We start from the raw sequence: 12,557 nt of genomic DNA on the forward strand, positions 1-12,557 counted from the left end.
ATGTCCGGGGACAGTGCCGCTTCGGCCCCCGGTCGGACCGGGGCCCGTCCGGAGCGGCCTGTCGGCCGGAAGACGTCGGGCTCCCGTTGGGGACGGTTTCTCGAGGGCGGGCTGCTGCAGGGCGGCGTCCAGGGCAGCCCGGTTCTTCGTCTGGTGCTGCGCTGGGTGCGTCGGCCGCTGCTGCCCGTCATGCGGCTGTGGCGGCGCAACATCCAGCTCAAGGTCGTTGTCACGACCCTGCTGATGTCGCTCGGTGTCGTGCTGCTGCTGGGCTTCGTCGTCATCGGGCAGGTGCGCAACGGCCTGCTGGACGCCAAGGTGAAGGCCTCGCAGAGCCAGGCCACCGGCGGGTTCGCGGCCGCCAAGCAGAGGTCCGACGAGGCCGCGGCCGGGACCGCCGACGACGGCGCTACGGTGGACGAGCGTTCCGAGCAGAACGTCATCCAGTGGATGAGCGACCTTGTCTCCTCACTGTCCAGCGGCGGCCAGGGCGCCTTCGACGTGGTGTCCCTTCCGGCCTCCGCGGGCGGCGACACCGGTGGGCGCGGGCCGCGTGCCTCCGGTGGCGTGGATCCCACCGCGAGCGTGCCGGAAGACCTGCGCGAGCGGATCGACAGCACTACGGGGGCGTTCCAGAGCTATACCCGCATCGTCTACAAGCCCACCGCCGACAAGGAGTCGCAGCCGGCCCTGGTCATCGGCAAGCAGGTCAACGACCCCAACGGCGACCCGTACCAGCTCTACTACCTCTTCCCGCTCACCCAGGAGGAGAAGTCGCTGAGCCTGGTCAAGGGGACGCTCGCCACCGCCGGGCTCTTCGTCGTCGTACTCCTCGGGGCGATCGCCTGGCTCGTGGTGCGCCAGGTCGTCACGCCCGTGCGGATGGCGGCCGGCATCGCCGAGCGGCTGTCCGCCGGGCGGCTGCAGGAACGGATGAAGGTCACCGGTGAGGACGACATCGCGCGGCTCGGCGAGGCCTTCAACAAGATGGCGCAGAACCTGCAGCTGAAGATCCAGCAGCTGGAGGACCTGTCGCGGATGCAGCGGCGGTTCGTGTCCGACGTGTCGCATGAGCTGCGGACGCCGCTGACGACCGTACGGATGGCCGCCGACGTCATACATGAGGCGCGGGAGGACTTCGATCCGGTGACGGCGCGGTCGGCGGAGCTGCTCGCCGACCAGCTGGACCGGTTCGAGTCGCTGCTCGCCGACCTGCTGGAGATCAGCCGCTTCGACGCGGGCGCGGCGGCGCTGGAGGCCGAGCCGATCGACCTCAGGGAGGTCGTACGGCGCGTCGTCAGCGGGGCCGAGCCGCTCGCCGAGCGCAAGGGTTCCCAGATACGCATCGTCGGCGATCAGCAGCCCATCGTCGCCGAGGCCGACGCGCGGCGCGTCGAGCGCGTGCTGCGCAACCTCGTCGTCAACGCCGTCGAGCACGGCGAGGGCAAGGACGTCGTCGTCAAGCTCGCCGCGGCCGGTGGGGCGGTGGCGGTCGCCGTGCGCGACTACGGCGTCGGGCTGAAGCCCGGTGAGGCGACCCGTGTCTTCAGCCGCTTCTGGCGGGCGGACCCGGCACGCGCGCGTACGACGGGCGGTACGGGGCTGGGGCTGTCCATCGCGCTGGAGGACGCGCGGCTCCACGGCGGCTGGCTGCAGGCGTGGGGCGAGCCGGGGGGCGGTTCGCAGTTCCGGCTGACGCTGCCGCGGACCGCGGACGAGCCGCTGCGGGGCTCGCCGATACCCCTGGAGCCCAAGGACTCGCGCCGCAATCGTGGACTTAATGACGCCGGTCTGCCGTGTGGCGGCGGCGAGAAGGCCGCGACGGTACCGGCGCAGCCCACGGGGAACCAGGCGTCCACGATGCCGTCGAGGGACCCGATCGCGCCGCGTCTGGGCGCCTCGCTCCCCAAAGCCGATCCGACCGCGCTGCCCGGCAACGGCGCGCGGGTGGTCCCCCGGCCCGCATCGGGTGCGCGGATACAGGACGACACGTCCGGTGCTGATGGGCCGCCGAGCGAGGAGGCCGGGCAGGCCGGGGAGTCGAGCAAGCATGGGGAGGCATCTCGTGGGCGCTGACCGCGAGGGGGGAGCCCGGCGCACGCCGGGGCGCGCGGTGGCGTACGCCGCCTGTGGAGTCGTACTGCTGGCGGGGTGCGCCTCGATGCCCGACAGCGGCGACCTGCGTGGCGTCGAGTCCACGCCGCGCCAGGACACGCAGGTGCGGGTCTTCGCCATGCCGCCGCGCGAGGACGCTTCGTCCTCGGAGATCGTGTCGGGCTTCCTGGAGGCACTGACCAGCGACGATCCGGACTATGAGATAGCGCGCAAGTACCTGACCGAGGAAGCGTCGGACAGGTGGCAGCCCTTGCTGTCCACGACGGTGCTCGCCGACGGACCGGGCGCCGAAGCCGAACGCGTGGGAGGCCGGGAGGAGACCGACAACCTTTCGTACACGCTGTCCGGCACCAAGGTCGCCACGGTCGACGCGCAGCAGTCGTACGCGCCCGCCAGTGGGGACTACAGCGAGCCGATGCACCTCACCCGGGACAAGAAGACGAAGCAGTGGCGCATCGATGTGCCGCCGCGCGGCGTCGTCATGGGCAAGTCGGACTTCCAGCGCAACTACATGTCCGTCGACAAGTACTACTTCGCCACGAACACCACGCTCGGGACCTCCCCGCACACGGCGGCCGTCGCCGACCCCGTCTACGTGCGCAGGAACGTGGACCCCATGACGCAGATGGTGCGCTCCCTGCTCGCGGGGCCCACCAGCTGGCTCAACCCGGTGGTCAGGTCGAGCTTCCCCACCGGTGCGGCGCTCAAGGACAGCGTCACCTCGCTGACGCCCAACGACCAGAACATCCTGACCGTGCCGTTGAACGACAAGGCGGCCCGGGTCGGCCTGGCCCAGTGCAACGAGATGGCGGCCCAGCTCCTGTTCACCCTGCAGAACCTCACCCCCACGGTGGACGAGGTCGAGCTCAAGGCGGGCGGCAGGCAGCTGTGCGCGCTCAGGGAGAAATCGGCGGAGGCCATTGCCACGCGCGGGTCGGTGGAGCGCGCCGACTACCTGTACTTCCTCGACGCCAAGCACCAGCTCGTACGGCTGGCCGCCGCGACCATGGACACGACGCCCGATCCCGTGCCGGGCGCCCTGGGCGAGGGCGATGCGCAGCTCGGGTCGGTGGCGGTGTCGCGTGACGAGGACATGGCTGCCGGGGTCGGCCTCGACGGCAAGGAGCTGTATGTCGGGGCGCTGGTGTCGGGCGGTCCGCTCGGGGAGTCGGAGCTGACCAGCGCGGGCCCGACGGCGGATGAACGGCTGTCGGCGCCCAGCTGGGACGCCCAGGGCGACCTGTGGGTGGCCGACCGCGACCCCGACAACCCTCGGCTGCTCCTGCTGAAGGAGGGCGTGGACGATCCGCTGGTGGTGAAGACGCCGCCGGGGCTGGAGGGGCGCATCGAGTCCGTACGGGTGGCCGCCGACGGGGTGCGGATCGCGCTCGTGGTGGAGCAGGGCGATAAATCGTCGCTGCTCATCGGGCGGATCGAACGGATCGAGGACGGCAAGGCGGGAGAGCGCTCGGCCGTCTCGGTGCACGAACTGCGCTCCGCGACACCGCAGTTGGAGGAGGTCACCGCCATGTCGTGGGCCGGTGACAGCCGGCTCGTGGTGGTCGGGCGTGAGCAGGGCGGCGTGCAGACGATGCGGTACGTCCAGGTCGACGGCTCCACACCGGAAGAGCCGGCGCCCGCGGCCCTCAGCGGCGTCAAGGAGATCACCGCGTCCGAGGACGCACGGCTGCCGCTGGTCGGGTACTCGGAGGACGGGATCGTACGGCTGCCGTCCGGGACGCAGTGGGAGAAGGTCGTGACGGACGGGACGGCGCCGGTTTATCCGGGGTGAGGTTTTGTCCGGGCCGAGCCCTTGAGGTGCGGGGGCGATGAGCGTGGTGGCCGCTTTCGGCCGGAGTGGGACTCCGGCCGAAAGCGGCCGCTTCCGTTTTTGGGGAGCCGGAGTTTTCCACAGGGAGTTATCCACAGGGGTGGTCGCTCGGGGCGGGTGTTGGCACAGTGGTGGGCATGCGGGGGTGGTGGCAGGACCTCACCGACCTGGTGCTGCCGGCCGAGTGCGGAGGCTGTGCAAGGCCTCGCACGGTGCTCTGCCCGGAGTGCCGTGCCGTCCTGAGCGGGACCGTACCGAGCCGGGTGCGACCGGTGCCGGAGCCGTCCGGACTGCCGGTCGTGCACGCGGCGGCACGGTACTCGGACGAGGTGCGGGCCGTGTTGCTGGCCCACAAAGAACGCGGGGCGCTGGCGCTCGCGGCTCCGCTCGGGACGGCTCTGGCGGGAGCCGTGCGGGCGGGGCTGCGGGAGGCCTGGGCGTACGGCGACGGGGCGTCCGTACGGGCTGCGCGGTCCCGGGGTTCGCAGGTGCGTGCCGACGCGGCGGGGCAGTTCGGCGGTGCCGGTGCGTCTGTGCTGCTCGTACCCGTTCCGTCCGCGCGAGGGGCGGTTCGGGCAAGGGGGCATGATCCGGCGCGGCGGATCGCCCTCGCGGCTGCGGGTGAGCTGCGGCGGGCCGGGACACCGGCGCGGGTGCTCGCGGTGCTGCGGCAGCGGCGTGCGGTGGCCGATCAGTCGGGGCTCAACTCGCGGCAGCGGCTGGACAATCTCGCGGGCGCGCTGACGGTGGCTCCCGGGGGCGGCCGGCTGCTCGCGGGTGGCCCGGTCGTGCTCGTCGACGACCTGATGACGACGGGCGCGTCCCTGGCGGAGGCGGCGCGTGCTGTGCGGGCGGCCTTGGCGGCGGGGGCGGAATCCTGCAGGCCGGACGGGGCGGATCCGCGTAGCCCAGGGGGAGCGGACACGTGCAGCCCCGGGAGAGGAGACTTGCGCAGCCGTACGGCGGAGTCGGCAGCCCACGGCTGCGCGGTGCGGTCGGTCGCGCACGGCAGGGCGGCAGGCACGGGAGCAGGCACGGGAGTCGGCAGGGGGCAGGCTGAGGAAGCGGGCGCATACGGCGGAACGGCGGAGGAGGTGGGCACGTATGGATGGGTGAGCGCGGAGTCCGGTGCGAGTGGTGACGGGACAACCGCTGTGTACGGGGCGGGAACTCGGGAAAGCACATGGGAACGGAGGGTTGGATCGATGGAGGGCGCTGTACGGCGGACGTGCGAGAGGCCGGGAATCATGGGCGCCGGATGGGCCGGTGACGTGATCTGCGCGGCCGTGGTCGCTGCGTCGCCGGATTCTTTCGAAATAAACCGGAACTGACTGCGAACTTGCATCGTTGCAGGTAACGAGAGGGTCAATTCACCTGAACGGAGGTACGCCGGAGTAGAGGGTGACGACATCCGTCCGGGCGAGATATGTTCGGTTGTGAGGGAAAGGCGCAGGCCATCCCTGCCATATCCGAATGCCGTGCTGCGGGTTTTACGGAAGCAGTCGCGGCGATGGGGTGGAGATCTTGCCCATGGGGGAGGAGGAGGTGGAAGTCACCGAGTCCGAGGTTCCGGGGTTCACCGGAGCCTGGTGCAAAAGGGAGATGCTCCGCCGATGGAGCGGGGCGATCCGGGAACGGAGTTCTGCGTGGACATCGTCGTCAAGGGCCGCAAGACCGAGGTGCCCGAGCGGTTCCGCAAGCACGTGGCCGAGAAGCTGAAGCTGGAGAAGATTCAGAGGCTCGATGCCAAGGTGATCAGCCTCGACGTCGAGGTGTCCAAGGAGCCCAACCCCCGACAGGCCGACCGCAGTGATCGAGTGGAGATCACGCTCCGCTCCCGCGGTCCGGTGATCCGGGCGGAGGCAGCGGCCAGCGATCCGTACGCGGCGCTCGACCTGGCGGCGGAGAAGCTGGATGCCCGGCTGCGCAAGCAGCACGACAAGCGTTTCTCGCGCCGAGGCGCACGCCGGCTCACGGCGGCCGAGGTCCCCGACCACGTTCCGGGCGCGGCGACGCTCAACGGCAACGGCCACACCTTCCAGGAAGAAGAGTCGGACGGAGTTCCCACCAAGAAGATCGGCTCGCTGGAAGTAAAGGGCGAAGGCCCTCTCATCGTGCGCGAGAAGACGCACGTCGCCTCCCCGATGACCCTCGACCAGGCCCTCTACGAGATGGAGCTGGTCGGGCACGACTTCTATCTCTTCGTCGACTCCGAGACGAAGGAACCGAGTGTCGTCTACCGGCGGCACGCTTACGACTACGGGGTCATCCATCTCAACACGGACCCGATGGTCACCCAGGCGCAGTCTCCCGCGGCTGGTGGCACGCTGGGCGGATGACCAACCCGGCTGACAGCTGAGCCGGTGCCCCTGGAGCGCGTGTGCGCCCCCAGGGGCACCGGTGTGCGACCACTTCGCGCCCCGGTAGTCACCGCAGTGTCGGCCGGGCATGAAATCATGGCCGCTACCGGCCCAACCGGTGGGCCGTTGCCTTGGGTTGGCGATGGCAAACGACCAGCCACAGCCTTCAGGGGGAGGAACGATGGCGGACAGCTTCGGACCGATGCGGGACGAGGATGCCGACGGTGACGTCGTCGGCATGGGCCCGGACGCGGGCTCTCCACGCAAGGAGCCGATCAGAGTCCTCGTCGTGGACGACCACGCCCTGTTCCGCCGTGGACTGGAGATCGTGCTCGCGGCCGAGGAGGACATCCAGGTCGTAGGAGAGGCGGGAGACGGTGCGGAGGCCGTCGACAAGGCCGCGGACCTGCTGCCGGACATCGTCCTGATGGACGTAAGGATGCCCAAGCGGGGTGGGATCGAGGCCTGCACCTCCATCAAGGAGGTGGCCCCCAGCGCGAAGATCATCATGCTGACGATCAGCGATGAGGAGGCCGATCTCTACGACGCGATCAAGGCGGGCGCGACCGGTTATCTCCTCAAGGAGATCTCCACGGACGAGGTGGCCACCGCCATTCGCGCGGTGGCCGACGGGCAGTCGCAGATCAGTCCGTCCATGGCGTCGAAACTGCTCACCGAGTTCAAGTCGATGATCCAGCGGACGGACGAGCGCCGACTGGTGCCCGCGCCGCGGCTGACGGACCGTGAGCTGGAGGTCCTCAAACTCGTCGCCACGGGGATGAACAACCGCGATATCGCCAAGGAGTTGTTCATCTCCGAGAACACCGTGAAGAACCATGTGCGCAACATCCTGGAGAAGCTGCAGCTGCACTCCAGGATGGAGGCCGTGGTGTATGCGATGCGGGAGAAGATCCTCGAGATCCGTTGAGGGCGCGGACGCGGTCCTGACGGGCGCGGGGTCCTGGAGGCGGGTCCGGGAGGGCTTCTGAGGGTCACGCCACTATGCGGGTGAGCTCGCTGGCGAGCGGCTCGCGCAGGTGGGGTGAGTCCACCCGTTCCACGCGTACGTCCGTGCAGTTCACCCAGCTCGCCGCCTCGGCCAGTGCCTGGGCCACCGCGGGGACCGCCTTCGGGCCGTCCAAGGTGACCTGCTTGGCCACCAGTGTGCTGCCCTCGCGGGCCGGGTCGACGCGGCCGACGAGGCGGCCGCCGGCCAGGACCGGCATCGCGAAGTAGCCGTAGACCCGCTTCTGCTTGGGGACGTAGGCCTCCAAGCGGTGGGTGAAGCCGAAGATCCGCTCCGTGCGTGCCCGTTCCCAGATCAGGGAGTCGAAGGGGGACAGGAGCGTCGTGCGGTGGCGGCCGCGCGGAGGTGTCTCCAGGGCCGCGGGGTCCGCCCAGGCCGGCTTGCCCCAGCCCTCGACCGTGACCGGGACCAGGCCCGAGTCGGCGATCACCGCGTCTACTTGCTCGCCCTTGAGACGGTGGTAGTCGGCGATGTCCGCGCGTGTGCCGACGCCGAGGGACTGGCCGGCCAGGCGGACCAGGCGGCGCAGGCACTCGGTGTCGTCCAACTCGTCGTGCAGCAGTGTCTGCGGGATGGCGCGTTCGGCGAGGTCGTAGACGCGCTTCCAGCCGCGGCGCTCGACGCAGACCACCTCGCCGTACATCAGGGCGCGTTCGGCGGCGACCTTCGAGCCCGACCAGTCCCACCACTCGCTGGTCTTCTTCGCGCCGCCCAGTTCTGTCGCGGTGAGGGGGCCTTCGGTGCGGAGCTGCTTGATGACCTGGTCGTAGGCGCCGTCGGGGAGTTCGTGGTTCCAGTGGGGGCGGTTTCGGTAGGCGCGGCGGCGGAAGGCGAAGTGGGGCCATTCCTCGATGGGGAGGATGCAGGCGGCGTGGGACCAGTATTCGAAGGCGTGGGGGTGGGGCGGTTGTACCGGGGGCGCGTCAGTGGATGTGGTGGATGTCGTCGTCCAGTAGGCGGTCTCGATCGTCTTGCGGTCTACCGCGCCCAGGCGGGCGTACGGGATGAGCTCGTGGGAGCGGGCCAGGACCGAGATGGTGTCGAGTTGGACCGCGCCGAGGTGACGGAGGATGCCGCGGACGCCGGACCTGCGGTTGGGGGTGCCGAGGAAGCCTTGGGCTCTCAGGGTGATGCGGCGGGCTTCGTCTGCCGAGAGGTCGGTGGTGGGGCGCGGGGTCGTCATGGGTTCGGACGATAGGGGGTGGCACTGATAATGGGGAGTGAGCTGGGGTTTGGGGGTGGGGGCCAATGCTGGGGCGGTGTCGGGAGGGTCTCGCCCCCGCCGCCCCTACCCGTCCCATCCTCCAGGGGCGCTGCCCCTTCGACCCCGGTCCCAGGTGGGGGGCTGCGGCCCCCAGACCCCCGCTTCGGCCCTGAACGGGTCTCGTCCTCAAACGCCGGCCGGGCTGAGTGGTGCGGGTCGGCCTCAAGAGGTGAAGCCCCCTGCGGGGACGGCAGCGTGCCCACCGGCGGGCGGGGTGGGAGGCGACGTTCGTGCCGGTGAGGGCTCGGGCGGCTGTGTTCAGGCTGTGGTGTCGGACGGGGCGGAGGGGGTTGGCGCGGGGAGGTACGGTGCCGTCGACGGTAGGCCCAGGTCCGATGGGAGCAAGGAGCCGACCCAGCAGTCTCGGTGGACGCCCTGGTGGACGAGGGCGGCGCGGAGGGTGCCCTCAAGGGTGAAGCCGGCGCGTTCCGCTACTGCGCGGGAGGGGTTGTTGCCGACCTCCGCGCGCCATTCGAGGCGGTCGATGGAGAGGTGGGCGAAGGCCCAGCGGGACGCGGCGAGGACGGCCTCGGTGATGTAGCCATTGCCGCGGTGCTTCTTCGTGCCCCAGAAACCGATCTCGGCCCCGCTCATGGAACGCATCGTGAGACCGAGCATGCCCACCAGGTCCTCCCCTTCGGGGAGGAAGAGTCCCCAGGTGAACATCGAGCCGTTCCTCCAGCCCTCGGGAGCCAGTTGGTCCGTGAAGCTGTGGGCGTGCTCGTACAGGTAGGGCGAGGGGAGCGTGGTCCAGCGCTGGATGTCGGGGTCCTGGACGGCCTCGTACACGGCGTCGGTGTCCTTCGGGCCGACCGTGCGCATCAGGAGGCGGCCGGTGGTGAGCGTGACGGGTTCCATCGGCCGATTCTGCTCCGGGGGGCGTAGCAAGTGCCATTTTTTACCGAGCGGTGTGTGAGCGTGTGATCGCATTTCGCGCAATTCGTCGGCGGAACGCGGCACCATCTGCGACCCCCGGCCGTTGTCCCCTTTGACGGAGATTTGAAGCATCGGACGGTCGGCGTCACCGGCAGGCTCCCGGCGTGGCGGGGTCCTCGCATACGATGGCCGTTGCTCAGTCAAGTCAAATGGAAACCGACCGTCCCAGGCCCGACCGGCAAGGAGACCAACCCCCGTGTCCGTCCTCTCGAAGATCATGCGTGCAGGCGAAGGCAAGATCCTGCGCAAGCTGCACCGCATCGCGGACCAGGTCAACTCCATCGAAGAGGACTTCGTCGACCTCTCCGACGCCGAGCTGCGGGCCCTCACCGATGAGTACAAGCAGCGGTACGCCGATGGTGAGAGCCTGGATGATCTGCTCCCGGAGGCCTTCGCCACCGTGCGCGAGGCCGCCAAGCGTGTCCTCGGGCAGCGGCACTACGACGTGCAGCTGATGGGCGGTGCCGCCCTCCACCTCGGCTACGTCGCCGAGATGAAGACCGGTGAGGGCAAGACGCTCGTCGGCACGCTGCCCGCGTATCTGAACGCTCTTTCCGGAGACGGCGTTCACCTCATCACGGTCAACGACTACCTGGCCGAGCGCGACTCCGAGATGATGGGCCGCGTCCACAAGTTCCTGGGTCTGTCCGTCGGCTGCATCCTCGCCAACATGACGCCGGCCCAGCGCCGCGAGCAGTACAACTGCGACATCACCTACGGCACGAACAACGAGTTCGGCTTCGACTACCTGCGCGACAACATGGCGTGGTCGAAGGACGAGTTGGTCCAGCGCGGGCACAACTACGCCATCGTCGACGAGGTCGACTCCATCCTCGTCGACGAGGCCCGTACGCCGCTGATCATCTCCGGCCCGGCCGACCAGGCCACCAAGTGGTACGGCGACTTCGCCAAGCTGGTCACGCGCCTGAAGAAGGGCGAGGCGGGTAACCCCCTCAAGGGCATCGAGGAGACCGGCGACTACGAGGTCGACGAGAAGAAGCGCACGGTCGCCATCCACGAGTCCGGTGTCGCCAAGGTCGAGGACTGGCTGGGCATCGACAACCTCTACGAGTCGGTGAACACGCCGCTGGTGGGCTACCTGAACAACGCCATCAAGGCGAAGGAGCTCTTCAAGAAGGACAAGGACTACGTCGTCATCGACGGCGAGGTCATGATCGTCGACGAGCACACCGGCCGTATCCTCGCCGGCCGCCGCTACAACGAGGGCATGCACCAGGCGATCGAGGCGAAGGAAGGGGTGGACATCAAGGACGAGAACCAGACCCTCGCCACGATCACCCTGCAGAACTTCTTCCGCCTCTACGACAAGCTCTCCGGCATGACCGGTACGGCGATGACCGAAGCCGCCGAGTTCCACCAGATCTACAAGCTCGGCGTGGTCCCGATCCCGACCAACCGGCCGATGGTCCGCAAGGACCAGTCGGACCTGATCTACCGCACCGAGGTCGCCAAGTTCGAGGCGGTCGTCGACGACATCGCCGAGAAGCACGAGAAGGGCCAGCCGATCCTCGTCGGTACGACGTCGGTCGAGAAGTCCGAGTACCTGTCGCAGCAGCTGAGCAAGCGCGGCATCCAGCATGAGGTGCTGAACGCGAAGCAGCACGACCGTGAGGCGACGATCGTCGCCCAGGCCGGCCGCAAGGGTGCCGTGACGGTGGCCACCAACATGGCCGGCCGTGGTACGGACATCAAGCTCGGCGGCAACCCCGACGACCTCGCCGAGGCGGAGCTGCGCCAGCGCGGCCTCGACCCCGAGGAGCACATCGAGGAGTGGGCCGCCGCCCTGCCCGCCGCCCTGGAGAAGGCCGAGCAGGCGGTCAAGGCGGAGTTCGAGGAGGTCAAGGACCTCGGCGGCCTCTACGTCCTCGGCACCGAGCGGCACGAGTCGCGTCGTATCGACAACCAGCTGCGCGGTCGTTCCGGCCGTCAGGGCGACCCGGGCGAGTCCCGCTTCTACCTCTCCCTCGGTGACGACCTGATGCGCCTGTTCAAGGCCCAGATGGTCGAGCGCGTGATGTCGATGGCGAACGTCCCGGACGACGTGCCGATCGAGAACAAGATGGTCACGCGCGCGATCGCGTCCGCCCAGTCGCAGGTCGAGCAGCAGAACTTCGAGACCCGTAAGAACGTCCTGAAGTACGACGAGGTCCTCAACCGCCAGCGTGAGGTCATCTACGGCGAGCGGCGCCGCGTCCTGGAGGGCGAGGACCTGCACGAGCAGGTGCAGCACTTCATGGACGACACGATCGACGCGTACGTCGCCGCGGAGACCGCCGAGGGCTTCGCCGAGGAGTGGGACCTGGACCGGCTGTGGGGCGCGTTCAAGCAGCTCTACCCGGTGAAGGTCACCATCGAGGAGCTGGAGGAGGCGGCCGGCGACCGCGCCGGCCTGACCGCCGAGTTCATCGCCGAGTCCATCAAGGACGACATCCACGACCAGTACGCGGCGCGTGAGGCGCAGCTCGGCTCCGAGATCATGCGTGAGCTGGAGCGCCGGGTCGTCCTGTCGGTCCTGGACCGCAAGTGGCGCGAGCACCTCTACGAGATGGACTACCTCCAGGAGGGCATCGGCCTGCGCGCGATGGCGCAGAAGGACCCCCTGGTCGAGTACCAGCGCGAGGGCTTCGACATGTTCACCGCGATGATGGAGGGCATCAAGGAGGAGTCCGTCGGCTACCTGTTCAACCTGGAGGTCCAGGTCGAGCAGCAGGTCGAGGAGGTCCCGGTCGAGGACACCAAGCCGGTGGCCGACCTCGAGAAGAAGGACGCGGTGCCGGCGCAGGCGGGCGCGCGTCCCGAGATCCGTGCCAAGGGCCTCGAGGCCCCGCGCCGTCCGGACCGGCTGCACTACACCGCGCCCAAGGTGGACGGCGAGGGCGACATCGTCGAGGGCGACTTCACCAACGACGACGAGCCGGTGCGTTCCGAGGCCGACGGCCTCACGCGCGCGGAGCGGCGCAAGCAGTCGCGTGGTGGTCGGCGCCGCAAGAAGTAGCGCTGTCG

7 protein-coding genes and 1 pseudogene are annotated in these 12,557 nt (G+C 69.3%); 6 read left to right on the forward strand and 2 right to left on the reverse strand.

Annotated elements, in window-relative coordinates; all coding sequences use genetic code 11:
• From mtrB to QQM39_RS27635, 5 genes and pseudogenes are all read left to right on the forward strand, one after another.
• The gene (gene mtrB, locus QQM39_RS27615; RefSeq protein ID WP_302000251.1) at positions 1–2,076 is read left to right on the forward strand and encodes an MtrAB system histidine kinase MtrB; all 2,076 of its coding nucleotides are present in this window, start codon (positions 1–3) and stop codon (positions 2,074–2,076) included.
• Positions 2,066–3,907 carry an LpqB family beta-propeller domain-containing protein gene (locus tag QQM39_RS27620; protein ID WP_302000252.1) on the forward strand — a complete coding sequence of 614 codons (1,842 nt, stop codon included), beginning with the start codon at positions 2,066–2,068 and terminating at the stop codon, positions 3,905–3,907. Before mtrB ends, QQM39_RS27620 begins: the two co-directional genes overlap by 11 nt.
• 176 nt (positions 3,908–4,083) lie before the next feature.
• A pseudogene (locus QQM39_RS27625) lies at positions 4,084–4,803 on the forward strand (ComF family protein); the annotation flags it as partial.
• A gap of 756 nt (positions 4,804–5,559) precedes the next feature.
• Entirely contained in the window at positions 5,560–6,285 is a 726-nt protein-coding gene (gene raiA / locus QQM39_RS27630) for a ribosome-associated translation inhibitor RaiA (protein ID WP_302000254.1), read from the forward strand.
• 202 nt (positions 6,286–6,487) lie between these two features.
• A complete protein-coding gene (locus tag QQM39_RS27635) occupies positions 6,488–7,234 on the forward strand; it encodes a response regulator transcription factor (RefSeq protein WP_062156068.1) in 747 nt (248 codons plus the stop codon).
• 64 nt (positions 7,235–7,298) lie between these two features.
• On the opposite strand, the gene QQM39_RS27640 is transcribed toward QQM39_RS27635, so the two are convergent.
• Positions 7,299–8,516 carry a winged helix-turn-helix domain-containing protein gene (locus QQM39_RS27640; RefSeq protein WP_302000256.1) on the reverse strand — a complete coding sequence of 406 codons (1,218 nt, stop codon included), beginning with the start codon at positions 8,514–8,516 and terminating at the stop codon, positions 7,299–7,301.
• Positions 8,517–8,855: 339 nt separating this feature from the next.
• The gene (locus tag QQM39_RS27645; RefSeq protein WP_302000257.1) at positions 8,856–9,455 is read right to left on the reverse strand and encodes a GNAT family N-acetyltransferase; all 600 of its coding nucleotides are present in this window, start codon (positions 9,453–9,455) and stop codon (positions 8,856–8,858) included.
• 274 nt (positions 9,456–9,729) lie between these two features.
• Here QQM39_RS27645 and secA point away from each other — a divergent pair, with 274 nt between their 5' ends.
• Positions 9,730–12,549, forward strand: coding sequence for a preprotein translocase subunit SecA (gene secA / locus QQM39_RS27650; RefSeq protein WP_302000258.1), 2,820 nt, complete (start codon positions 9,730–9,732; stop codon positions 12,547–12,549).
• The last annotated feature ends 8 nt before the right edge of the window (positions 12,550–12,557 follow it).

This window comes from Streptomyces sp. DT2A-34 (genome assembly GCF_030499515.1).
Classification (GTDB): Bacteria; Actinomycetota; Actinomycetes; order Streptomycetales; family Streptomycetaceae; genus Streptomyces.

Coding starts and splice junctions, on each gene's coding strand:
- mtrB (WP_302000251.1), top strand. CDS start 1: ATGTCCGGGGACAGTGCCGCTTCGGCCCCCGGTCGGACCGGGGCCCGT.
- raiA (WP_302000254.1), top strand. CDS start 5,560: ATGGAGCGGGGCGATCCGGGAACGGAGTTCTGCGTGGACATCGTCGTC.
- QQM39_RS27635 (WP_062156068.1), top strand. CDS start 6,488: ATGGCGGACAGCTTCGGACCGATGCGGGACGAGGATGCCGACGGTGAC.
- QQM39_RS27640 (WP_302000256.1), bottom strand. CDS start 8,516: ATGACGACCCCGCGCCCCACCACCGACCTCTCGGCAGACGAAGCCCGC.
- QQM39_RS27645 (WP_302000257.1), bottom strand. CDS start 9,455: ATGGAACCCGTCACGCTCACCACCGGCCGCCTCCTGATGCGCACGGTC.